This window comes from Pseudomonas sp. SMN5, assembly GCF_052041925.1.
In the GTDB taxonomy this organism is placed as follows: domain Bacteria; phylum Pseudomonadota; class Gammaproteobacteria; order Pseudomonadales; family Pseudomonadaceae; genus Aquipseudomonas.
This window is the reverse complement of record NZ_JBKGGX010000025.1, coordinates 18498-40910: the sequence shown is the minus strand read 5'-3', so window position 1 is coordinate 40910 and position 22413 is coordinate 18498. Positions and strand designations below refer to the sequence as shown.

The following is a 22413-nucleotide window of genomic DNA, read 5'->3' as shown; positions in this document are numbered from 1 at the left end:
CCGCACCGCCATCATCGCGAGCAGGCAATCGAAGAGTCGAATGAGCCTCAGGCCCTGGGCAACGGTGCAAACAGCGCTTCGATGTCACTCTGCTCAAGCTTCCATCCGCCTGTCGTTCCGCCATCCAACACACTGCCCGCCAACGCAGCCTTGTCCTGCTGGAGAAGCTGTATCTTCTCCTCTACCGTACCGCGGGCAATCAGTTTATAGACGAACACCGGCTTGTTTTGCCCGATTCGGTACGCACGGTCGGTGGCCTGATTTTCCACTGCCGGGTTCAGAATAATGATCTGGCTGCCAGCCACGCCGCTGCGGGCAATCTCATCGCGCACCTTCTTGTCCATCGCGATGCGCACGGTCTCATAGACATCCCGCTGCCCTTCGCTGAGATCGACCCAATGCACGATTTCAGTCTTGGGAGGCAACTCAGTAGCGACCTGCTCCTTCCTACGCCGCAACAGGAAAGGTTTGATTCGCGCCGTCAGGTGATGCATGCGCTCGCGGTTACCGTGCTTTTCGATCGGTGTCCGATAGTCCCGGTTGAAGGCCTTACTGTCACCCAGCCAACCGGGCAACGGGAAATGAAACAGCGACCAAAGTTCACCCAGGTGATTTTCCAGCGGGGTACCTGACAGGCACAGGCGCTGCCGGGCGTTAAGTTCACGAGCAGCCTGGGCCGCCTTGCTGGCAGGATTCTTGATGTTCTGCGCCTCATCGAGGATCAACACACTCCACGCCTGAGGCTTTAGCGCTTCCAGATCCCGTGGCAACAAGGCATAAGTCGTCAGTACCAGATCGTACTGTGCCAGGTTGCTGAAATCTTTTTGCCGGCCAGTACCGTGAAGCGCCATGACCTTGAGCTGTGGCGTGAAACGCGCAGCTTCATCGAGCCAGTTGGGAATCAGACTGGTGGGCATGACCGCCAGCGCCGGCAGATCCAGACGTCCAGTCTGTTTCTCGTAAAGCAGGTGGGCCAGGGTCTGCAAGGTTTTGCCCAGGCCCATGTCATCACCCAGGATGCCGCCGACCTCCAGCTCACGCAGGTTTTGCATCCAGTTCGGATTCGCAGGGTCTCTGTCCCTGACAAGACCAATATCTCGGTGGCTGCGTCATCGTCCGCAACGTGACCGTCGTAAGTGAAGATCAACGCAGCGCGATGTCGCTTTTTGGGGGGCCAGCGATCAGAGGCTGCGGCAGGTGAAATTCAAGGAACAAGCGAGAGGACTTTAATGCAAGTGCAAGCACCTCGGCGCCATGACGCCCCTGCAAGAGAAAACTGTTCTGGCTATGATGATGCTGACTGCTGACCAGCGACTGACCGATCTGTTTGTCGATATCGGACATGTAATCCGGAAAGCGAATCAACATCTCAGTCAGTTGACCGAACGCTTTAAGGTCCTTCAAGGAGCCGTCGTCGAGCTGACGCCCCTTGAACAGTTCAAGTTTCCACTTTCCGGAATGTACTTTCTGGAGTTTGTAGAAGAGCCGGGCATCGGTTGTCCCGGTGGCTGCCGACTCGGGACCTGGAGCAGGAATATGCGAGATCCAGGCTTCAAGCTCCGTACTCAGGCGCTCACCGGCAGAACCGGTCTGCAGTGCTTGCGGATTACCCAGGAGATGGAACATGACGGCAGCACAGTGCTTGCAGTTGGAGCCGACCGGGCATGAGCATTCGTAATGAACACTGTCGTAGCCCCGATAACGAGTGAGCTTGATGACTTGCTGATAGGTGTTGTCGCCACTGCCCTGGCATTCAGTGAGAATCGCTCGCTCTTCTACACGCAGTATCCGGATGTCATTTCTCTCGGCGTAGTCGAATCCGCGCTCAAGATCACGGGGACCAAACTCCTCCATCCAGTCAGTCTCGAGAAGCTCTTCAATTGAATGGGTCATGGAGTGCCACCGAAGAGAATGTAGACAGCCACCTCCAAGTCCTTAATCGATCAGTTGAGCTGCTTTCAGCGCCCCAATTGCCTCCAGCCAACGCGGATCCTGACGATACTCAGTGCTGGCAAATGCCTGACCGCGCATCCGTGCAATCCGCGCCGAAGGCTTGACCTTCAAGCGCTGGGCAGCGCTCAAGGCCAACTCTGCGGCGGCGCGGTCGTTGCACACCAGGCCCATGTCGCAACCGGCCGTCAAGGCTGCCTCGATCCGACTGGCCGCGTCGCCCACAACATGGGCACCGGCCATGGACAGGTCATCACTGAAGATCACGCCGTCGAACTGCAACTCGCCTCGCAGGATATCCTGCAACCAGCGCCGGGAAAATCCGGCTGGGTGGGCGTCGACCTGTGGGTAAATGACATGGGCCGGCATCACCGCCGCCAGTTGCTTGCTCAGGCGGGCAAAGGGCACCAGGTCGTTGTTGCGGATCTGCTCGAGGCTGCGCTCATCATTCGGAATGGCCACATGGGAATCGGCCTCGGCCCAGCCATGCCCAGGGAAATGCTTGCCAGTAGCTGCCATCCCGGCAGCCTTCATGCCCCGGATGAACGCTCCGGCCAACAGTGCGGCGCGCTCAGGATCGCGTTCAAAGGACCGGCTGCCGACGACAGCACTGCGTTGATAATCCAGGTCCAGCACCGGCGCGAAACTCAAGTCCAGGCCGACCGCCAGCACCTCGGTGGCCATGATCCAGCCACACTGCTCGGCCAGGTAATCGGCGTTCGGGTTATCGGCGATCGCCCGCATTGCCGGCAGTCGCACAAAGCCTTGGCGCAGTCGCTGGACCCGGCCGCCTTCCTGATCGACCGCTAATAAAAGATCTGGCCGGATGGCCCGGATCGAGGCACTCAGCTCACGAACCTGACGCGGATGCTCGATATTGCGGGCAAAAATGATCAGGCCGCCCACTTCAGGCTGGCGCAACAGGTGACGATCCTCGGCCGTCAGCCAGGTACCGGCGACGTCCACCATCAACGAGCCTTGCAGGCCAGCAGTCATATCATTTCCTTAATAACGAAGAACCCGTGCGGCAAGACAGAGATGCCCTTGTCGCCCAGCGCAGTGATTGGCAGGTCGCGATCACGTAGCGAATAATCAAACGGGTTCGAGACGAAAGTCGGCATGGGCGGCTAGCTTAGCGGATGTGAGCCGCCACGCCCACTCGGCTGCTCAAACCTTGGCGGGAACCGGAGCGGATTTACTGCGCGGACGCAGTTGCGCGGCCGCCATGGCCTCATCGGTAACACCGCTTTCGGCGCGCATGCCGGCGGCCAGGAACGGCACCATCAGGCGCATCACCTGCTCGATCGAAGTATTTACCCCGAAGTCGGTCTCAGCGATGGCTCGCAACGCCTTGATGCCGGACATGCTGAAGGCCGCAGCGCCGAGCATGAAATGCACGCGCCAGAACAATTCGATAGGGGGAATACGTGGGGCCGCTTCGTTGACCAGCTGCATGTAGCGACGGAACACCTTGCCGTACATGTCCTCCAGGTAACGCCGCAGGTGGCCCTGGCTCTGACTGAACGCCAGACCCAGCAGACGCATGAAAATGGACAGGTCATTGCCACTGCGTGGCTGTACGACGAGGGCTTGTTCGACGAGGATATCCAGCAACTCTTCGAGGGTCGGCTTGACATCGGGCTTGGCCTGGCGCCTTTCCAGCTCGCGGTCGAGGCTGATACAGAAAGGCCCGAGGAACCGCGAGAAAACCGCCTGGATCAGCGCTTTTTTCGAACCGAAGTGATAGTTCACCGCCGCCAGGTTCACCCCGGCCTTGCTGGTGATCAAACGCAACGAGGTTTCAGCGAAACCTTTCTCCGCGAACAACTGCTCGGCAGCATCGAGAATGCGTTCAACGGTTTCCGACTGGGCCATGGGTACTCCGCCTGACAAACACTTGTTTGAAACATACGTTTCAGCCCTGGGGTTGTCAAGCCTGCCGGGACGTTTTGCGAACGCCCGGTCAGCTATTTAACCACACCTTTTCGCCCGCTGTGACGATGTCAAGCCAAGCGAGCGCTCGACCGTCCGGCGACATACCAAAAAAGGAGGATTGCCAAGCGGCGCCCACTGTATATAATCCCAGTCACTGTATAAAAAGACAGAGCGATCAATATGCTAAAGCTGACGCCACGCCAAGCAGAGATTCTGGCCTTCATCAAACGTTGCCTCGAAGACAATGGCTACCCGCCAACCCGTGCGGAAATCGCTCAGGAACTGGGGTTCAAATCGCCCAACGCGGCTGAAGAGCACCTAAAAGCGCTGGCCCGCAAGGGAGCTATCGAAATGACCCCGGGCGCCTCCCGAGGCATTCGCATACCCGGCTTCGAAGCCAAGGCCGACGAGACCACCTTGCCGATCATCGGCCGGGTTGCAGCCGGCGCCCCGATCCTGGCCCAGCAGCATGTCGAGGAATTCTGCAACATCAACCCTTCGTTCTTTCATCCACGAGCTGACTACCTGCTTCGTGTACACGGCATGAGCATGAAGGACATCGGCATTTTCGATGGTGACCTGCTGGCCGTGCACACCACCCGTGAAGCTCGCAACGGCCAGGTCGTAGTGGCCCGCATCGGTGACGAAGTGACCGTCAAGCGCTTCAAGCGCGACGGCAGCAAAGTCTGGTTGATCGCCGAGAACCCGGAATTCGCTCCCATCGAAGTCAACCTGAAAGATCAGGAACTGGTCATCGAAGGCTTGAGCGTCGGCGTCATTCGCCGCTAAAGGAGGCTTTATGCAGTTCCCTCACACTCCGCAACACACACAACTTCCGCTGTTCGAGGCATTCATGGCCCAACCGCTGGTTCCAGTTCTGAAGGAAGTCATCGAGTCGCCCTGGGGCGTCGAGCCCGAGGCTTTCAGTGAACTGTCGTTACGTGGCGCGGCTGGGAACTGCCTGAACCTGCTGGCACCGGTTCTGCGCGAGCTGAGCCAGGATCAGGATGCCCGCTGGCTGACGCTGATCGCGCCACCGGCCAGCGTAACCCAAGCCTGGCTGCGAGACGCCGGTCTGAACCGCGAACGCATTCTGCTGTTGCAACCCCGAGGCACTCAAAGCGCCCAACAATTGACCTGCGAGGCGCTACGCCTGGGTCGAAGCCATACCGTGGTCAGTTGGCTCAACCCCTTGACCGCCAGCGCACGGCAGCAACTGATCAGTGCCGCTCGCACCGGAGACGCACAAAGTTTGAATATTCGATTGGGCTAAGACACACGCGGGGCTTCTCCAGGACAGAGAAGCCGATAAGATTTGACTCGCTGAAAGACAGGATCAATGCAGAACCCGCGGGCCCTCTTCCTTGTTGAATTCGCCTTCAACCAGGCGGCCAGCCATCTGAACGCCTACGCTCAGCATCGCCTTGGCAACCTCGACATGCTGGCCTTGAAGGAACGCCTTGGCGTCTTCAGAGAAGTTCAAGGTGACCAGAGAACCTTCGTCTTCGGCCCTGCGCAGCTCGATACGGCCATCAGGAAGTTCGACGATTTCTAGAAAGGACGTTGGCATAAAAGTCTGTTCTCCACGAAAGGCGAGGATTATATAGTCATCGGCCAGGCTTCGCTCGGTATCTTGACCAGCGTTATCAACAAACAGAGCGAGTCGAAGGAAAATTCAGCACTCGTTCAACCCTTCGCGAAAGCGTATTGCCAAGCTCTTGAGGCTCTGGCGCCAACTCTCCAGCTCCTCCCGGCTCAATTCCTCTTCAGGTTCTGGTTCATCCAGGTTAACCGCCACGATCAGCGGCTGGGTCACGTCGCCCCTGGGCTTGTGCGGTGCCCTGGGCGGTTGGTACAGCGCCGCGTGGGCAGCCAAGAGCTTTGCCAGCCAGGTTTCCGGGTTATGAGCCAATTCGACCATTTCAGCCAATTCAGGGATGGCGATGCTCTGCAGCACGTCCCGCGTCAACAATAGCTCGGCCCGCGGCGCATTGGCTTGAGGCAGGCGATAAAAGCCAGCAATTTCATGGCATAGCCCCAACAACGCGCCGTAGAGATGAAACAGCACGGCCTCGCGCCCCGCCTGGAGCAACGCCGGGGAGTTCATTGCGCGCCCATCTTCAGCCCTCGTCAGTGCTTCAAGCGACAGGCCGGCGAAATAGATTTTCTGGTTGGTGCGGGTATAGAGTTCGTGGGCCATGGCGGCATTCTCCCAACGACATGAAAGCTTCACGCAAGGGCGACAGTGTCGTGGATCAACCAAGACCACTGCAAGCCAAATACAGTCAGAGGATCAAGCGATACCCTGTGGGAGCGAGCCTGCTCGCGATAGCGGCGCAACAATTAACATCAATGTTGCCTGATTCACCGCTATCGCGAGCAGGCTTGCTCCCACAGTTGTTTGCTTGACTGATCGGCACAGGGGAAGCCCCCTGCCTCCACCAATCAGCGCTTGTCTTCAACCTTCCATTTGCCGCCGTCGTAGAAGGCCTTCCAGCCAGTCGGCTTGCCATCGACTTCGGTCTGCACGTACTGCTCCTTGGTCTTGCGGCTGTAGCGAATCACCGCTGGACGGCCTTCCGGGTCTTTCTGCGGCGCTTCGCAGAGGAAATGGTACTTCGGATCGATCTCATCCTTGTGCGGCACGATCTCCATCACCAATGGCGCGCGGGTCTCGCGGTTTTTCGGGAATTGACTGGCCGCCAGGAACAGCCCGGAAGCGCCGTCGCGCAGGATGTAGGTATCGTCGACCTTTTCGCATTTAAGCTCCGGCATTTTCACCGGGTCCATCTTCGGCGGTGCCGCGTCCCCGCTCTTGAGCAACTTGCGGGTGTTCTTGCAGGTCGGGTTGGTACAACCGAAGAACTTGCCGAAACGGCCGGTCTTGAGCTGCATCTCGCTACCACATTTATCGCACTCCAGGCTCGGCCCTTCGTAGCCCTTGATGCGGTAGCTGCCCTCTTCGATTTCGTAGCCGGCGCAGTCCGGGTTGTTACCGCAGATATGCAGCTTGCGCTTTTCATCCAGCAGATAAGCGTCCATAGCGGTGCTGCAGATTGGGCAGCGATGCTTGCCACGCAACACCAGCGATTCCGATTCTCCCTCATCGTCCGCAGCGATTTCGTCGCCCGGCACCAGATTGACGGTCGCCTTGCAGCGCTCCTTGGGTGGCAGGCTGTAGCCGGAGCACCCCAGGAAAACCCCAGTAGAAGCGGTACGAATCTGCATCGGTCGTCCGCAAGTCTGGCACGGGATGTCGGTCATCACCGGCTGGTTGGCGCGCATGCCACTGTCAGGGCTTTCCGCCACCTCAAGTTTTTTCTTGAAGTCGCCGTAGAACTCATCGAGGACATTTTTCCAGTCGCGCTCGCCCTGGGCCACATCATCGAGGTTCTCTTCCATGCCAGCGGTGAAGCCGTAGTCCATCAGGTTCGAGAAGCTTTCGGACAGACGCTCGGTAACGATGTCACCCATCTTTTCCGAGTAGAAACGACGGTTGTGCAGGGCCACATAACCACGATCCTGAATCGTGGAGATGATCGCGGCGTAGGTCGAAGGACGACCGATACCGCGTTTTTCCATTTCCTTGACCAGACTGGCTTCGGAATAACGTGCCGGAGGTTTGGTGAAGTGCTGCGTCGGATCAAGCTTGATCAGCTTCATCACATCGCCCTGGGCCATGTCCGGCAGGACATCGTCATCCCCAGGCTTGGCTATTTGTGGCAGGACGCGGGTGTAACCATCGAATTTCAGGATACGGCCCTTGGCACGCAACTCGAAATCGCCGGCACCGACGCTGACCGTGGTCGACAGGTACTGCGCAGGCAACATCTGGCATGCCAGGAACTGGCGCCAGATCAGCTCGTAGAGGCGCTCGGCGTCACGCTCCATGCCCGACAGCTTGCTCGGTTCGGTGTTGGCGTCTGACGGACGAATCGCTTCGTGAGCCTCTTGTGCGCCTTCCTTACTGCTGTAGACATTGGGTGTGTCCGGCAGGTACTTCTTGCCGAATTCGCTTTCAATATAAGTGCGCGCCATCGCCACGGCATCGGCCGAGAGGTTGGTCGAGTCGGTACGCATATAAGTGATGTAGCCGGCTTCGTACAGACGCTGGGCCATCATCATGGTTTTCTTCACACCAAAGCCCAGGCGGTTACTGGCGGCCTGTTGCAGCGTGGAGGTGATGAACGGTGCCGACGGCTTGCTGCTGGTCGGCTTGTCTTCGCGCTTGACGATGCTGTAGCTGGAAGCCTTGAGCTTCTCCAGCGCGGCCATCGCCTGGGCTTCGTTGAGCGGCTTGAAGGCCTCGCCTTTCTCGCGGGCGACCTCGAAACGCACGGTAGCGCCCTTGGCAGTGCCGAGGTCGGCGTGGACTTCCCAGTACTCTTCAGGGATGAACGCACGGATCTCCCGCTCGCGCTCCACCACCAGCTTCACCGCGACCGACTGCACCCGCCCGGCCGACAGGCCACGGGCGATCTTGGCCCACAGCAGTGGCGAGACCATGTAGCCCACCACGCGGTCCAGAAAACGACGCGCCTGCTGGGCGTTGACGCGATGGATGTCCAGCTCGCCCGGCTCGGAGAAGGCTTCCTGGATGGCTTTCTTGGTGATCTCGTTGAACACCACACGCTTGTAGCGGCTGTCATCGCCACCGATGGCTTCGCGCAGGTGCCAGGCAATGGCTTCCCCTTCGCGGTCCAAGTCCGTCGCGAGATAGATGGTGTCGGCGTCCTTGGCGAGCCGACGCAGTTCTTCAATGACCTTTTCCTTGCCCGGGAGAATCTCGTACTTGGCTTTCCAACCATGTTCCGGATCCACCCCCATGCGCGAGACCAGCTGCTTGCGCGCCTTCTCCTTGGGCGACAGCGCCGGGGCTTCGCCCGCAGCCGCCTTGCCGCGCTTGGCGGCTGGCTCCTTGCTGGCGCTAGCCGAACCGCTGGTGGGCAGGTCTCGGATATGGCCGATACTCGACTTCACCACGTATTGGTTGCCCAGATACTTGTTGATGGTCTTGGCCTTAGCCGGGGATTCCACAATGACCAGCGATTTGCCCATGGATCAGAAAATTCCTGAATTCTAAAAAGTGAAAGGCGGTTGGCGCCTGACGCGGCACCGCTATATATAGTGGCTGCAAGGTGAGGTCAAGCGCAGGGTCACCCGCGTGCCGACTTCAAGACCTGGAAAAAATGCTCGTCTCGGCCTGCACCAAAGCAAAGCGTGGGACCTGTTCGCCGTCAACCTCGACGGACTCCTGAAACATGCTCAAGGGACGCACCCAAAAGCCGTAATCACCATACAGGGCTTGATAGAAGACCACTTCTTCCTCGGTTTCGGAATGCCGCGCGACGCTGAATACGCGGTACTGCGGCCCCTTGTAATGCTGGTAGAGCCCAGGTTGTATCGGCATGTTCTGGCCCTCACTGAAATCTTTTCAAAATGAAAACAAAATTTTTTTACTGAACCCGGAAAAACAAAAACCGGGGCGCTTGGCCCCGGCTTCCATCAACGCAACGCTTAGACGCGTTCGAAGACAGTGGCGATGCCTTGGCCGAGACCAATGCACATGGTGGACACGCCAAAAGTGCCGCCGTTCTGTTTCATGACGTTGAGCAGCGTGCCGGAGATGCGGGCACCGGAGCAACCGAACGGGTGACCCAGGGCGATCGCGCCGCCGTGCAGGTTAACCTTCTCGTTCATCTTGTCGAGCACTTTCAGATCTTTCAGCACCGGCAGGGCCTGTGCGGCGAAAGCTTCGTTGAGCTCGAAGAAGTCGATGTCCGAGATACTCAGGCCCGCACGCTTCAGGGCTTTCTGAGTGGCCGGAACCGGACCATAGCCCATGATCGCCGGGTCCACACCCGCCACGGCCATGGAACGGATCACCGCCATCGGCTGGATGCCAAGATCATGCGCGCGCTGGGCCGACATCACGATCATGCACGAGGCACCATCGGTGATCTGCGACGAAGTACCGGCGGTCACGGTGCCGCCCTTCGGGTTGAAGGCCGGCTTGAGGGTCGCCAGGCTTTCCAGGGTAGTTTCCGGACGAATGGTCTCGTCGTAGTCGAACAGCTTCAGGAAGCCATTCTCGTCATAGCCCTGCATCGGGATGATCTCGTCCTTGAACTTGCCTTCCACGGTCGCCTTGTGGGCGAGCTGGTGGGAACGCACGCCGAAGGCGTCCTGCTGCTCGCGGGTGATGCCGTGCATCTTGCCAAGCATTTCCGCAGTCAGGCCCATCATGCCCGAGGCTTTTGCCGCGTACAGCGACATGTGCGGGTTCGGATCGACGCCATGCATCATGCTCACGTGACCCATGTGCTCGACGCCACCGACGACGAACACGTCACCGTTACCGGTCATGATCGCCTGGGCAGCGGTGTGCAGCGCGCTCATGGACGAACCGCACAGGCGGCTGACGGTCTGGCCGGCCGAGGTGTGAGGGATCTGGGTCATCAGCGAAGCCATGCGGGCGATGTTCCAGCCCTGCTCCAGGGTCTGGTTCACACAACCCCAGATCACATCCTCGACTTCGTTCGGGTCGACCTTGACGTTGCGTTCCAGCAGTTTGCTGATCAGGTGCGCCGACATGTCTTCGGCGCGGGTGTTGCGGTGCATGCCGCCCTTGGAGCGGCCCATCGGGGTACGACCGAAGTCGACAATCACGACGTCTCTAGGATTCAAGCTCATAAATGTTCTCTCGCTCTAGTCGTTGGGCGCTTAACCGAAGAAGCTCTGGCCGTTCTTGGCCATCTCACGCAGCTTCGCGGTGGGGTGGTACAACGCGCCCAGATCAGCGTACTGGTCAGCCAGCGCAACGAACTCGGCCACACCGATCGAGTCGATGTAGCGCAGCGCACCGCCACGGAATGGAGGGAAACCGATACCGTAGACAAGCCCCATGTCGGCTTCGGCGGCGGTTTCGACAATGCCATCTTCCAGGCAACGTACGGTTTCGAGGCACAGCGGGATCATCATCCAGTTGATGATGTCCTCGTCGGTGACTTCGCGCTGCTCGTAGACGATCGGCTTGAGCACTTCCAGCACCGATGGATCGGCCACTTTCTTCTGCTTGCCGCGCTTGTCGGTCTCGTAGGCATAGAAGCCCTTGCCATTCTTCTGGCCCAGGCGCTTGGCTTCGTAAAGCACATCGACAGCCGAACGACGGTCGTCCTTCATGCGGTCGGGGAAACCTTCAGCCATTACGTCACGGCCATGGTGCCCGGTGTCGATACCGACCACGTCCATCAGGTACGCGGGACCCATCGGCCAGCCGAACTTTTCCATGATCTTGTCGATACGCACGAAGTCCACGCCCGCGCTGACCAACTTGGCGAAACCGCCGAAGTACGGGAACAGCACGCGATTGACCAGGAAGCCCGGGCAATCGTTGACGACGATCGGGTTCTTGCCCATTTTCTTGGCGTAAGCCACGGTGGTGGCAATGGCCTCTTCGCTGGACTTCTCGCCACGAATCACTTCGACCAGCGGCATCATGTGCACCGGGTTGAAGAAGTGCATGCCAACGAAGTTTTCCGGATGTTTGAGGGCCTGGGCCAGCAGCGAAATGGAAATGGTCGAGGTATTGGAGGCGAGGATGGTGCCTTCTTTGACCTGGCCTTCAACTTCAGCCAACACCGCCTGCTTGACCTTCGGATTCTCGACGACCGCTTCGACCACCAGATCGACGTGGCCGAAATCGCCGTAGGACAGGGTCGGACGAATGCCGTTGAGCACCTCTGCCATTTTCGCAGCGGTCATGCGGCCTTTGTCGACGCGACCGACCAGCAGCTTGGCGGCTTCGGCCAAACCTTGCTCGATCCCGTGTTCGTTGATGTCTTTCATCAGGATCGGCGTGCCTTTGGACGCCGACTGGTAGGCGATACCGCCGCCCATGATGCCGGCGCCGAGTACGGCAGCCTGCTTCACGTCACGGGCGATTTCGTCGTAGGCCTTGGCCTTTTTCTTCAGTTCCTGATCGTTGAGGAACAGACCGATCAGGCTTTGTGCAGCCGAGGTCTTGGCCAGTTTGACGAAGCCGGCGGCTTCGACTTCCAGGGCCTTGTCGCGACCGAAGTTCGCGGCTTTCTGGATGGTCTTGATCGCTTCGACCGGCGCCGGGTAGTTCGGGCCGGCTTGACCGGCAACGAAACCCTTGGCGGTTTCGAAGGCCATCATTTGCTCAATGGCGTTGAGCTTGAGCTTTTCCAGCTTCGGCTGGCGCTTGGCCTTGTAGTCGAACTCACCGCTGATGGCGCGCTTGACGGTTTCAAGGGCCGCGGCCTGGAGCTTGCCAGGTTCGACCACGGCATCCACGGCGCCGACTTTCAGCGCGTCTTCTGCGCGGTTTTCCTTACCGGCGGCAATCCACTCGATGGCGTTATCGACACCGATCAGGCGTGGCAGGCGCACGGTGCCGCCGAAGCCCGGATAGATGCCCAGCTTGACTTCCGGCAGGCCGATCTTGGCCGAAGTGGACATGACGCGGTAATCCGCTGCCAGACACATTTCCAGGCCACCGCCCAGGGCGATGCCGTTGATGGCTGCAACGGTCGGTACGTTGAGGTCTTCGAAATCGCTGAAAATACGGTTGGCTTCGAGGTTGCCAGCGATCAGTTCGGCATCGGGCAGTTTGAAATTGTCGACGAACTCAGTGATGTCGGCGCCGACGATGAACACGTCCTTGCCGCTGCTGACGATCACACCCTTGATCGAAGCATCTGCCTTGATAGTGTCCACGGCCTGACGCAGTTCGTTCAGGGTAAGACGGTTGAACTTGTTGACGGACTCACCCTTGAGATCGAACTTCAGTTCGACGATGCCACTTTCAAGAGCCTTAACCGTGATGGCTTTACCTTCGTAAATCATCAACTGATCTCCACGATATGGAAGCTGAACAGTACACGTTGGACGCTGGCCGCTGGTTCGGGCATGGACGTTTACCGCCGATGCTACGCCAATTCGCCAGGCACACCCGTCAACGCGATAGTCGGGTTTCTGTAGGAACGTTCTGAAAATACAAACGCTCAATTCATACGCCCGTTTGATTTGGGTACACCACCTTCACGGAATTTCCGACAATTGTCAATCACGCTAAACAGAGCGAGTGAACGCGACTTCACAGTCATTTCCGTACTGTGCGGACCTGTTATGCAGGGCCTGATGGAACGCTATTCATAGAGTCAATAATTAGAAAATTCGCCCTAATCCAAGGCACGACGGATTCAACCGGCTAAGCTGGGGTTACGTGCTTGGATGAAGAGCAGTGACGTTACGAATGAACGCCTGGATTTGAGAAAGGTTACCGGCCTGCCTGGCCAACCCGCCCGACGCTTGTGTCGGGCTTTTTTTGCCCGCAGCGGGGCAAGCGCAGGCTTCAGGCCAATGCTTTGAGCACGGCGGCGATATCCTGTAATACGCTGGCCTCACCTTTTTCCCCCCAGTACAGGGCGATCATCTGCTGGTCGGCCTCGACTTTATAGACGTTGGCCGGCAACTTCTCGAAATGAATGAGCAGAGATTCATCCAGGCAGATTTCCCGCCATTGGTTGGCCCACACCCCGGGCGCGGTTTGCCAGTAACTCCAGCTCGCCGACTGCCCGCTCCGTCGGGGCCGATAGTACTGAGCGCACGGGTTCGGCGGCTGCTGTCCAAGCCAGTGTGGCCATTCCTGAGGGGCCAGTTGCATGGCCAGGCCGAGGCGCCGTGTCTCCATGCGCAAGGCCATGCGACCGCTCTGTACACGGGACGGGCGCAACCATGCCAGGGGGCTCAACACCACCAACAGGATTGACAGCACAATCCAGACCGTCATATTCGTACTCCCAAATTCCGATGAGCCCATTGACCCAAGTCGCCATCAACGGGCTTGAAACCAGCCATACTTACCGTATCGCCATTCTCTGGAGTGCTTTTCATGTACTACGAACACATCCTGGTCGCCGTCGACCTCACTGAAGAATGCGATCCCGTCGTCAAGCGCGCGCTCGCCCTTTGCGAAGGACGGGACGGCACCAAACTGTCCCTGGTACACATCGTCGAACCGATGGCCATGGCCTTCGGCGGTGATGTGCCTATGGATCTTTCCCAGTTGCAACAGCAGCAGTTCGATCAAGCCAAGGAGCGCCTGGATCGGCTGATCACCAAGTATCCGGCCCTGAAAAAGGAAAACAGTCACCTGACCTACGGGCAACCGCGCCAGGAGATTCATCACCTGGCCAAGGAACAGGGCTGCGACATGATCGTCGTCGGCAGCCACGGCCGTCACGGCCTGGCGTTGCTGTTGGGCTCGACCGCCAACGATGTGCTGCACGGCGCGCCTTGCGACGTGCTGGCGGTGCATCTGGTCAAGCGCGCATAAACGCCTGTGGGAGCGAGCCTGCTCGCGATAGCGGTGGTTCAGTATCATTTATGTTGACTGACATACCGCTATCGCGAGCAGGCTCGCTCCCACAAGGGAACTGCACTTCCCATAAAAATCCCGGCATTCATCAAACTCAATGCCGGGATTTTTTACAGCAATGGATCAAGCGTCCAGCTCAGCCCAGCGCTCCACCAGCGCATCCAACTCGCCCTGTAATTGCTCCAGGTGCGCGATAACCTTGGCCGTTTCGGCAGCAGGTCGCTGATAGAAGCCGGCATCGGCCATTTCGGCCTCCACGGCTGCGATCTGCGCTTCCTTGGCCTCGATATCACCCGGCAACGCTTCCAATTCGCGCTGCAACTTGTAGCTGAGCTTTTTCTTCGCCGGGGCCGGAGCTGCCGCGACGGCAACCGGCGCGGGCTCGGCCTTGACCACGGCCGAGTTCAGGTCGGCCTTGCCGGATTTGCTCTCGGTCACGCCCAGCAGACGCGGCGAGCCGCCCTGGCGCAGCCAGTCCTGATAACCACCGACGTATTCACGCACCTTGCCTTCGCCTTCGAATACCAGGGTGCTGGTGACCACGTTATCGAGAAATGCCCGGTCGTGGCTGACCATCAACACGGTGCCGTTGAAGGTCAACAGCACCTCTTCCAGCAATTCGAGGGTTTCCACGTCCAGGTCGTTGGTCGGTTCGTCCAATACCAGCAGGTTCGCCGGCTTGCTGAACAACTTCGCCAGTAACAGGCGAGCGCGCTCGCCACCCGACAACGCCTTGACCGGCGTACGGGCCCGCTGAGGGCTGAACAGAAAATCGCCGAGGTAGCTCAACACGTGACGGCTTTGGCCATCGATTTCGATGAAGTCGCGACCCTCGGCCACGTTATCGATCACGGTCTTTTCCAAGTCCAGCTGGTGGCGCAACTGGTCGAAGTAGGCGACGTCGATCTTCGTGCCCTCTTCCACCTTGCCGCTGGTCGGCACCAGGCCACCGAGCATCAGCTTGAGCAACGTGGTCTTGCCGGTACCATTGGCGCCCAGCAAGCCGATGCGATCGCCTCGCTGCAGGACCATGGAAAAGTCCTTGATGAGAAACGGGCCGTCCGGATGGGCGAAACTGACGTTCTCCAGGACCATCACCTGCTTGCCGGATTTCTCAGCGGTTTCCAGCTGGATATTGGCTTTGCCCGTGCGCTCGCGACGCTCGCTGCGCTCCACGCGCAAGGCTTTAAGGGCCCGCACCCGACCTTCGTTACGAGTACGACGGGCCTTGATGCCCTGGCGGATCCAGACTTCTTCCTGGGCCAGGCGCTTGTCGAACAGGGCATTGGCGGTTTCCTCCGCCGCCAGCACCGCTTCCTTGTGCACCAGGAAGCTGGCGTAGTCGCCGTTCCAGTCGATCAGGCCGCCGCGATCCAGTTCGAGAATGCGCGTCGCCAGGTTTTGCAGGAAAGAACGGTCGTGGGTGATGAACAGCACCGCACCCTGGAAGTCCCGGAGGGCTTCTTCAAGCCAGGCGATGGCACCGATATCCAAGTGGTTGGTCGGTTCGTCGAGCAACAGCAGGTCCGGCTCGGACACCAGGGCCTGGGCCAGCAGGACGCGACGACGCCAGCCGCCGGACAACTCGGCGAGGGTTTTGTCGGCCGGCAATTGCAGGCGGCTGAGGGTACTGTCGACCAGTTGCTGCAGACGCCAGCCGTCTCGGCTTTCGAGATCGTGCTGCACGTGCATGAGCTTTTCCAGGTCGGCATCGGTGACGATGTTCTGGCTCAGGTGGTGATATTCGGCCAACAACGCGCCAACGCCATCCAGGCCTTCGGCTACCACGTCAAACACCGTCCGCTCGTCGGCGACCGGCAGTTCCTGGGGCAATTCGCCGATTTTCAAGCCTGGCGCACGCCAGACCGAACCGTCGTCGGGCTTCTGATCGCCCTTGACCAGCTTCATCATGCTGGACTTACCAGTGCCGTTGCGGCCGATGATGCACACCCGCTCACCACGGGCGATCTGCCAGGACACCTTGTCCAACAACGGCATTGCGCCGAAAGCAAGGGACACATCGCTGAATTTGAGCAGGGTCATGAGCTTCTCCAAAAACCGGGCGCGCATTCTACCCGAGATGAGACCTCAAGGGTCCGCCAATTTCTTCGCCCAACCGCTCTTTACATGTTTTGCATACCAAATGTTGCGAACTTGTGCCGACGGCCCTGCAAAGCTTTCGCCGGTTGCTGGCAAAAGGCTAAGCTACTGACAGTTACCCTGGGGTCACCCTTGGGCTTGTCCTGTTTTCTCTGCCCGGATGTCTCATGCGCAGTCGCCTTTTTAGTGTCTTGTCTTGTTTTTTTGTGTGTGCCACTGCCGTTCAAACCGCCCAGGCGGTGGATATTTCCACTCAGCGCCAGTACTACGACGAGGCCAAGCGAGCCTTGGCCAAGGGCGACACCGGCCCCTATTTCCGTTATAGCCAGGCCCTGCGCGATTATCCGCTGGAGCCGTATCTGGCCTACGACGAACTGACTGCTCGGCTCAAGAGCGCCAGCAATGCCGAGATCGAGAAATTTCTCGCCGAGCACGGTGACCTGCCCCAGGCCAACTGGATGAAGTTGCGCTGGTTGCGCTGGCTGGCCGAACGCGGCGATTGGGAGACATTCGTCAAGTATTACGACCCCAAGCTCAACTTTACCGAACTGGATTGCCTCAATGCCCAGTACCAGCTCAACCACGGCCTGAAAGCCGAGGGTTACGCCAACACTGAAAAACTCTGGCTGACCGGTAAATCCCAGCCCCAGGCGTGCGACGTGCTGTTCGGTCTCTGGGCCGCCCAAGGCCAACTCACTGAACAGAAACGCTGGGAACGGGCCAAACTGGCGGCCCAGGCGCGCAACTATCCGTTGGCCAACAGCCTGGTCGGCAGCCTGACGACACTTGCCCCGAGAGGCAGATTATTGGTGGACGTCGCACAGAAACCGGAGCTGCTCAACCAGCCATCGCGCTTCAGCCCGGCCGATGAGCCGATGTCTGATATCGTCAGTCTCGGTCTGCGTCGCCTGGCCCGCCAGGACCCGGAAAAGGCCATGGCGCTGCTGGATGGTTACGCCAGCACCATGCACTTTTCCCGGGATGAAAAAGTCGCCATCGCCCGGGAAATCGGCCTGACCCTGGCCAAGCGCTTCGACAGCCGCGCATTGGAGGTGATGACCCGATATGACCCGGAACTGCGGGACGACACCGTTTCGGAATGGCGCCTGCGCCTGCTGTTGCGCCTGGCCCGTTGGGATGATGCCTACCAGTTGACCCGACGCCTGCCTGAATCACTTGCCAGCACCAACCGCTGGCGGTACTGGCAGGCCCGCACGCTGGAACTGGCACAACCGCAGAACCCGGAAGCACTGACCCTCTACAAACAGCTGGCGCGTGAGCGGGATTTCTACGGTTTCCTGGCCGCCGACCGCTCCCAGTCACCGTACTCGCTGGTCAACAAGCCGCTGCCAATGAGCCAGACACTGATCAACAAGGTACGCAACACCCCGGGCGTACGTCGGGCACTGGAGTTTCATGCCCGCGGCGAGATCGTCGACGGGCGTCGCGAGTGGTATCACGTCAGCCGTCATTTCAACCGCGATGAAATGGTCGCCCAGGCGAAGTTGGCCTACGACCTGAGATGGTATTTCCCGGCGATCCGCACCATCAGCCAGGCCAAGTACTGGGACGACCTGGATATCCGCTTCCCGATGGCCCACCGCGATACGCTCGTGCGCGAGGCGAAGGTACGCGGTCTGCATTCGAGCTGGGTGTTCGCAATCACCCGCCAGGAAAGCGCCTTCATGGATGACGCCCGCTCCGCCGTCGGCGCCGCCGGCCTGATGCAATTGATGCCCGGCACCGCCAAGGAAACCGCACGCAAATTCAGCATCCCCTTGGCCTCCCCCCAGCAGGTGCTGGACCCGGACAAGAACATCCAGCTTGGCGCGGCCTACTTGAGCCAGGTCCACAGTCAGTTCAACGGTAACCGAGTCCTGGCCTCTGCCGCCTACAACGCCGGCCCCGGCCGCGTGCGTCAATGGCTGCGCGGTGCCGACCACTTGAGCTTCGACGTCTGGGTCGAAAGCATTCCGTTCGACGAAACCCGCCAGTACGTGCAGAACGTGTTGTCGTACTCGGTCATCTACGGCCAGAAACTCAACTCGCCCCAACCGTTGGTGGACTGGCACGAGCGGTATTTTGATGATCAGTGATAGCGACAAGCGCTGAGCTGCAAGCTGCAAAAAAGCCCGCATCGAGAGATGCGGGCTTTTTTTGAGTCGTTTACCGGACCTTGTGAGCGAGCCTGCTCGCGATGACGGTGGCACATTCAGCACTAGTGTAGGCTGACCCATCGCTATCGCGGGCAGGCTCGCTCCCACGGGTTAGCGACGTGTGATTCTCAGTTGCTGACCGGCTCATGGTCGACATTGAACTGCAACGCGGCCAGCCGCGCATACAGCGCATTACTCGTCACCAGTGCCTGGTGGGTGCCCACGGCGACCACTTTGCCCTGCTCCATCACCGCGATCCGGTCAGCATTCTTTACCGTGGCAAGACGGTGGGCGATCACCAGGGTGGTGCGGTTTTTCATCAGGTTGGGCAAGGCTTGCTGGATCAGGTGTTCGCTTTGCGCATCCAGGGCGCTGGTGGCTTCATCCAACAGCAGGATCGGCGCGTCCACCAGCAGCGCCCGGGCGATGGCCAGGCGTTGGCGCTGGCCGCCGGACAAGCCGAGGCCGCCGTCGCCCAGGTGAGTCTGGTAGCCGTCGGGCATTTTCTCGATGAAGTCGTGGGCGTAAGCAATCTGCGCGGCCTCGCGCACCTGCTCGGACGTGGCTTGCGGATTGCCATAGCGGATGTTCTCTTCAACGGTGCCGAAGAACAGCGCCGGATTCTGCGAGACCAGCGCGAAATGACGGCGCAAGTCCAGCGGATCGAGTTGGGTCAGCGGTACGCCGTCGAGGAGAATCCGCCCCTGCGTCGGGTCGTAGAAACGCAGCAGCAGGTCATACACCGTCGATTTGCCCGCCCCCGACGGTCCGACAAGGGCCAGGGTTTCTCCGGCGTTGACGGTCAGGTCCAGGCCATCCACTGCATAGCTTTCCGGCCGCGACGGATAAGAAAACCGCAGGCCTTCGAGGCGCAACTCACCCCTGACCCGCTCAGGCAACCTCACCAGCCCCGAGGCCGGCGGTTGAATGACGTTCTCGGAGCGCAGCAACTCGGCAATGCGCTCTGCCGCACCCGCCGCCCGTTGCAACTCGCCGATCACCTCGCTCAAAGTGCCGAAGGCACTGCCAACGATCAGGCTGTAGAACACGAAAGCCGCCAGCTCACCGCCGGAAATCCGCCCGGCGATCACGTCCATGCCGCCGACCCAGAGCATTACGCCCACCGCTCCCAGCACCAGCACAATCACCAGGGTAATCAACCAGGCCCGCTGGGCGATGCGCTTGCGAGCGATGTCGAAAGCCTGCTCCACCGTCACGCTGAACCGCTGCTCGTCCTGGATCTGATGATTGTAGGCCTGCACGGTCTTGATCTGGCCAAGGGTTTCAGAGACATAACTGCCGACATCGGCGATGCGGTCCTGGCTCTGGCGCGACAGATTGCGCACCCGACGACCGAACAGCAGGATCGGCGCCAGCACCAACGGCAAGGCAATCATCACAATGCTGGTGAGCTTGGGGTTGGTGACGAACAGCAGCACGATACCGCCGACCACCATCAGGACGTTACGCAGGAACAACGACAGCGACGAACCGATCACCGATTGCAGCAACGTGGTGTCGGCAGTCAGGCGCGACTGGATTTCCGAACTGCGGTTGTTTTCGTAGAAACCCGGATGCAGGTAGATCAGATGGTTGAACACCTGCCGTCGGATATCGGCCACCACCCGCTCACCAATCCACGACACCAGGTAAAAGCGCGCAAAGGTCCCGACTGCCAACGCCAGCACCAACAACATGAACAGGGCGATGGACTGGTTGAGCAGATGCGGCGAGCGCGTCATGAACCCCTGGTCCACCAGCAAACGGATGCCCTGCCCCATGGACAGGGTGATGCCAGCAGTTACGATCAGCGCAAGCATGGCTGCGAAAACCTGCTTGCGATAAGGGGCGATGAAGCCTATGGCCAGACTTATGGCACGACGGTGGCGGGAAGAAAGCATCAGAAACGTCCGAGAATGAAGCAGGAAAAGTCTGATCCGCCGCACCGAAGCGCAACGGAACCAAGTGAAATCAGAATGAGTCAGGTTAAATATGACCGCAACGACTAGAGGCTAGATGTTATCGGTCTAAAGTCTGGGTGGAAACGCAACTGTGTTTCTGATTGAGTGGGCGTGTCGCCGTTGACCTAACAAGGAGTGTCATGGCTCGGTCACCCGGCGACATTAAATTAGGCACACAACCTGATGAGGAGACAGGCCATGTCCTTGCAACACAGCAGCGACGACAAGATTCAAGTGATCCGCACGCAACCGGACCAGTCCCTGGGCTGCTCGTTCATCGACGCCGAAGGGCGCGAAGTACCGATCACCGAAGACATGATCCAGAAAGCCTGCAGCGAGCTGGAAGAACGACTGGTCAAGCCTGCCGAACAAAAGTGATACAGCCCGTCTCGATTAAACCCGACCTCTGATGTCGGGTTTTTTATGCCTGTAGATATTGCGCAAGCTTGCGGCCAGGCTCTTGTGGCGAGGCTCTTGTGGCGAGGGAGGAACAACCTTCGGCTGGTCGGGAATGCTTCTGTGGCTGGGGAGCTTGCTCCCGCCGGACTGCGCAGCAGGCCCAAAAAACGGCGGCTGCTGCGCACCCGAGCGGGAGCAAGCTCCCTCGCCACAAGAGCGTTCCAGCATTAAATAGCGGTGGCGCCCAGTGCGGTCACAATCTGCCGTAAAGCCTCGGACTGTCCCTCGATACGGACTTTCAAGCTGTCGATTTCACGACGGGGCGGATAGTGTTTGCGCAGCGCATCGAACGCGCTGCGCTGCTCGCTGACCAAGCCGACCAGGCTGCGGCGAAAATCCGCGTCGTCGCGACGCGGGTCGTACACGCCCCGGCACAGCGCGGCCAGGGCCCAGGCCGGGTCGGTTTCGGCATCGAGCGTGACACCGCCCAGCCATGGCTTGGGCAGCAGGTCAGCGAGGCGGACTTCAACCGGCCGCCCCAGAAAACCGCACAAGGCTTCATAGATCTGCGCGGTGCCGCGTTGGCGACCATCGAGGCTGTAGCCGGCGATGTGAGGAGTGGCGATCACGCACAGGTCGGCCAGGTCAACGTCCACGGTCGGTTCCTGCTCCCAGACGTCCAGCACCGCCTGCAGATCCTCCCGGGCGAGCAACACCTCGCGTAGCGCCGCGTTGTCGATTACCGGGCCACGAGCCGCATTGATCAGCCAGGCGCCCGGCTTCAGCCGGTTCAAGCGCGCCTCGTCGAACAGGTGCCAGGTCGAGTGCTCGCCGTCACGGGTCAATGGGGTGTGCAGGCTGATCACGTCGCACTGCTCGATGATCTGCGCCAGGCTCACGTAATCGCCACCTTCGGCCGCCTGACGCGGTGGGTCGCAGACCTGCACCGTCCAGCCAAGCCCCCTAAGCACCTCGATCAACCGCCCGCCGACCTGGCCGGCGCCGACCACGCCGAAGGTCCGCCGGCGCAGCTCAACGCCCTCGATCTCCGCCAGGGTCATCAGGCTGCCCAGCACATAGTCCACCACACCACGGGCGTTGCAGCCCGGCGCGCTGGCCCAGCGGATGCCAGCCTCGGCGAAATAGTCCAGGTCCAGGTGATCGGTGCCGATGGTGCAGGTGCCGACGAAGCGAACCTTGCTGCCCTCCAGCAGCGCCCGGTTGACCTGGCTGACCGAACGTACCAGCAACACATCGGCCTGCTCGACCATCGCCCGATCGATACCCCGCCCCGGCACCCGGCGGATTTCGCCGAAACCTTGGAAAAACGCGTCAAGCAAGGGGATGTTTTCGTCGGCGACGATCAGCATGGCAAAGCTCCTTTGGCGGGGTAGGCAGTGTAGGCGTTCCGTTCAATCCGTGCATTCTTCAATGAACGCCGTTGTGGCGAGGGAACTTGCTCCCGCTGGACTGCGTAGCAGCCCCAAAAGCTTGGGACCGCTGCGCG

At 59.7% G+C, this 22413-nt stretch carries 18 protein-coding genes and 1 pseudogene; 5 read left to right on the top strand and 14 right to left on the bottom strand.

The window, feature by feature from the left end:
• Positions 1 to 47: 47 nt before the first annotated feature.
• The 4 genes and pseudogenes from ACLEJR_RS21965 to ACLEJR_RS21950 form a co-directional block, all read right to left on the bottom strand.
• Positions 48 to 1058 (bottom strand): annotated as a pseudogene (locus ACLEJR_RS21965) (DEAD/DEAH box helicase); the annotation flags it as partial.
• A gap of 85 nt (positions 1059 to 1143) precedes the next feature.
• Positions 1144 to 1893: an SWIM zinc finger family protein gene (locus ACLEJR_RS21960; RefSeq protein WP_440816459.1), complete on the bottom strand. Its 750-nt coding sequence runs from the start codon at positions 1891 to 1893 to the stop codon at positions 1144 to 1146.
• A gap of 42 nt (positions 1894 to 1935) precedes the next feature.
• Positions 1936 to 2934, bottom strand: a complete 999-nt coding sequence (gene nagZ / locus ACLEJR_RS21955; RefSeq protein ID WP_440816508.1) for a beta-N-acetylhexosaminidase — start codon at positions 2932 to 2934, stop codon at positions 1936 to 1938.
• 183 nt (positions 2935 to 3117) lie between these two features.
• Positions 3118 to 3825, bottom strand: a complete 708-nt coding sequence (locus ACLEJR_RS21950; protein WP_440816457.1) for a TetR/AcrR family transcriptional regulator — start codon at positions 3823 to 3825, stop codon at positions 3118 to 3120.
• A gap of 240 nt (positions 3826 to 4065) precedes the next feature.
• Between ACLEJR_RS21950 and lexA the strand changes: the two genes are divergently transcribed.
• Both lexA and sulA read left to right on the top strand, forming a co-directional pair.
• Positions 4066 to 4674, top strand: a complete 609-nt coding sequence (lexA, locus tag ACLEJR_RS21945; RefSeq protein WP_440816454.1) for a transcriptional repressor LexA — start codon at positions 4066 to 4068, stop codon at positions 4672 to 4674.
• 10 nt (positions 4675 to 4684) lie between these two features.
• The gene (gene sulA / locus ACLEJR_RS21940) at positions 4685 to 5158 is read left to right on the top strand and encodes an SOS-induced cell division inhibitor SulA (RefSeq protein ID WP_440795206.1); all 474 of its coding nucleotides are present in this window, start codon (positions 4685 to 4687) and stop codon (positions 5156 to 5158) included.
• Positions 5159 to 5221: 63 nt separating this feature from the next.
• On the opposite strand, the gene ACLEJR_RS21935 is transcribed toward sulA, so the two are convergent.
• From ACLEJR_RS21935 to ACLEJR_RS21905, 7 genes are all read right to left on the bottom strand, one after another.
• Positions 5222 to 5455 (bottom strand): hypothetical protein, encoded by a 234-nt coding sequence (locus tag ACLEJR_RS21935; RefSeq protein ID WP_047227208.1) that lies wholly within the window; start codon positions 5453 to 5455, stop codon positions 5222 to 5224.
• A 105-nt stretch (positions 5456 to 5560) separates the two neighbouring features.
• The gene (locus ACLEJR_RS21930; protein ID WP_440816452.1) at positions 5561 to 6085 is read right to left on the bottom strand and encodes a DUF6586 family protein; all 525 of its coding nucleotides are present in this window, start codon (positions 6083 to 6085) and stop codon (positions 5561 to 5563) included.
• A 245-nt stretch (positions 6086 to 6330) separates the two neighbouring features.
• A complete protein-coding gene (gene topA / locus ACLEJR_RS21925) occupies positions 6331 to 8943 on the bottom strand; it encodes a type I DNA topoisomerase (protein WP_440795201.1) in 2613 nt (870 codons plus the stop codon).
• A 115-nt stretch (positions 8944 to 9058) separates the two neighbouring features.
• Entirely contained in the window at positions 9059 to 9295 is a 237-nt protein-coding gene (locus ACLEJR_RS21920) for a DUF1653 domain-containing protein (protein WP_440795199.1), read from the bottom strand.
• A gap of 107 nt (positions 9296 to 9402) precedes the next feature.
• Complete coding sequence (fadA, locus tag ACLEJR_RS21915) at positions 9403 to 10578, bottom strand: acetyl-CoA C-acyltransferase FadA (protein WP_440816451.1); 1176 nt, start codon at positions 10576 to 10578, stop codon at positions 9403 to 9405.
• A 30-nt stretch (positions 10579 to 10608) separates the two neighbouring features.
• Positions 10609 to 12756 carry a fatty acid oxidation complex subunit alpha FadB gene (fadB, locus tag ACLEJR_RS21910; RefSeq protein WP_440795195.1) on the bottom strand — a complete coding sequence of 716 codons (2148 nt, stop codon included), beginning with the start codon at positions 12754 to 12756 and terminating at the stop codon, positions 10609 to 10611.
• A gap of 508 nt (positions 12757 to 13264) precedes the next feature.
• On the bottom strand, positions 13265 to 13702 hold the full coding sequence (locus ACLEJR_RS21905) for a hypothetical protein (protein ID WP_440816448.1): 438 nt from the start codon (positions 13700 to 13702) through the stop codon (positions 13265 to 13267).
• A gap of 102 nt (positions 13703 to 13804) precedes the next feature.
• Here ACLEJR_RS21905 and ACLEJR_RS21900 point away from each other — a divergent pair, with 102 nt between their 5' ends.
• Entirely contained in the window at positions 13805 to 14248 is a 444-nt protein-coding gene (locus ACLEJR_RS21900; RefSeq protein ID WP_440795191.1) for a universal stress protein, read from the top strand.
• Between the two features lie 165 nt (positions 14249 to 14413).
• Here the strand turns inward: ACLEJR_RS21900 and ACLEJR_RS21895 are convergent, their stop codons facing one another.
• Positions 14414 to 16333 (bottom strand): ATP-binding cassette domain-containing protein, encoded by a 1920-nt coding sequence (locus ACLEJR_RS21895; RefSeq protein ID WP_440795189.1) that lies wholly within the window; start codon positions 16331 to 16333, stop codon positions 14414 to 14416.
• Positions 16334 to 16557: 224 nt separating this feature from the next.
• Here ACLEJR_RS21895 and ACLEJR_RS21890 point away from each other — a divergent pair, with 224 nt between their 5' ends.
• Positions 16558 to 18486 (top strand): transglycosylase SLT domain-containing protein, encoded by a 1929-nt coding sequence (locus ACLEJR_RS21890; protein WP_440816446.1) that lies wholly within the window; start codon positions 16558 to 16560, stop codon positions 18484 to 18486.
• 188 nt (positions 18487 to 18674) lie between these two features.
• Here the strand turns inward: ACLEJR_RS21890 and ACLEJR_RS21885 are convergent, their stop codons facing one another.
• Positions 18675 to 20447, bottom strand: coding sequence for an ABC transporter transmembrane domain-containing protein (locus ACLEJR_RS21885; RefSeq protein ID WP_440816444.1), 1773 nt, complete (start codon positions 20445 to 20447; stop codon positions 18675 to 18677).
• 258 nt (positions 20448 to 20705) lie between these two features.
• Here ACLEJR_RS21885 and ACLEJR_RS21880 point away from each other — a divergent pair, with 258 nt between their 5' ends.
• Positions 20706 to 20885 (top strand): PA1571 family protein, encoded by a 180-nt coding sequence (locus ACLEJR_RS21880; RefSeq protein ID WP_440795183.1) that lies wholly within the window; start codon positions 20706 to 20708, stop codon positions 20883 to 20885.
• A gap of 248 nt (positions 20886 to 21133) precedes the next feature.
• On the opposite strand, the gene pdxB is transcribed toward ACLEJR_RS21880, so the two are convergent.
• Positions 21134 to 22276, bottom strand: a complete 1143-nt coding sequence (gene pdxB / locus ACLEJR_RS21875; protein ID WP_440816441.1) for a 4-phosphoerythronate dehydrogenase PdxB — start codon at positions 22274 to 22276, stop codon at positions 21134 to 21136.
• Positions 22277 to 22413: the final 137 nt, after the last annotated feature.

Excerpts from the sequence above, each read along its gene's own strand:
- ACLEJR_RS21900 (WP_440795191.1), top strand. The coding sequence starts at position 13,805 with ATGTACTACGAACACATCCTGGTCGCCGTCGACCTCACTGAAGAATGC.
- ACLEJR_RS21930 (WP_440816452.1), bottom strand. The coding sequence starts at position 6,085 with ATGGCCCACGAACTCTATACCCGCACCAACCAGAAAATCTATTTCGCC.
- ACLEJR_RS21895 (WP_440795189.1), bottom strand. The coding sequence starts at position 16,333 with ATGACCCTGCTCAAATTCAGCGATGTGTCCCTTGCTTTCGGCGCAATG.
- ACLEJR_RS21905 (WP_440816448.1), bottom strand. The coding sequence starts at position 13,702 with ATGACGGTCTGGATTGTGCTGTCAATCCTGTTGGTGGTGTTGAGCCCC.
- ACLEJR_RS21885 (WP_440816444.1), bottom strand. The coding sequence starts at position 20,447 with ATGCTTTCTTCCCGCCACCGTCGTGCCATAAGTCTGGCCATAGGCTTC.
- sulA (WP_440795206.1), top strand. The coding sequence starts at position 4,685 with ATGCAGTTCCCTCACACTCCGCAACACACACAACTTCCGCTGTTCGAG.
- ACLEJR_RS21935 (WP_047227208.1), bottom strand. The coding sequence starts at position 5,455 with ATGCCAACGTCCTTTCTAGAAATCGTCGAACTTCCTGATGGCCGTATC.
- topA (WP_440795201.1), bottom strand. The coding sequence starts at position 8,943 with ATGGGCAAATCGCTGGTCATTGTGGAATCCCCGGCTAAGGCCAAGACC.
- pdxB (WP_440816441.1), bottom strand. The coding sequence starts at position 22,276 with ATGCTGATCGTCGCCGACGAAAACATCCCCTTGCTTGACGCGTTTTTC.
- fadB (WP_440795195.1), bottom strand. The coding sequence starts at position 12,756 with ATGATTTACGAAGGTAAAGCCATCACGGTTAAGGCTCTTGAAAGTGGC.
- ACLEJR_RS21890 (WP_440816446.1), top strand. The coding sequence starts at position 16,558 with ATGCGCAGTCGCCTTTTTAGTGTCTTGTCTTGTTTTTTTGTGTGTGCC.
- lexA (WP_440816454.1), top strand. The coding sequence starts at position 4,066 with ATGCTAAAGCTGACGCCACGCCAAGCAGAGATTCTGGCCTTCATCAAA.
- fadA (WP_440816451.1), bottom strand. The coding sequence starts at position 10,578 with ATGAGCTTGAATCCTAGAGACGTCGTGATTGTCGACTTCGGTCGTACC.
- ACLEJR_RS21880 (WP_440795183.1), top strand. The coding sequence starts at position 20,706 with ATGTCCTTGCAACACAGCAGCGACGACAAGATTCAAGTGATCCGCACG.
- ACLEJR_RS21920 (WP_440795199.1), bottom strand. The coding sequence starts at position 9,295 with ATGCCGATACAACCTGGGCTCTACCAGCATTACAAGGGGCCGCAGTAC.
- ACLEJR_RS21960 (WP_440816459.1), bottom strand. The coding sequence starts at position 1,893 with ATGACCCATTCAATTGAAGAGCTTCTCGAGACTGACTGGATGGAGGAG.
- ACLEJR_RS21950 (WP_440816457.1), bottom strand. The coding sequence starts at position 3,825 with ATGGCCCAGTCGGAAACCGTTGAACGCATTCTCGATGCTGCCGAGCAG.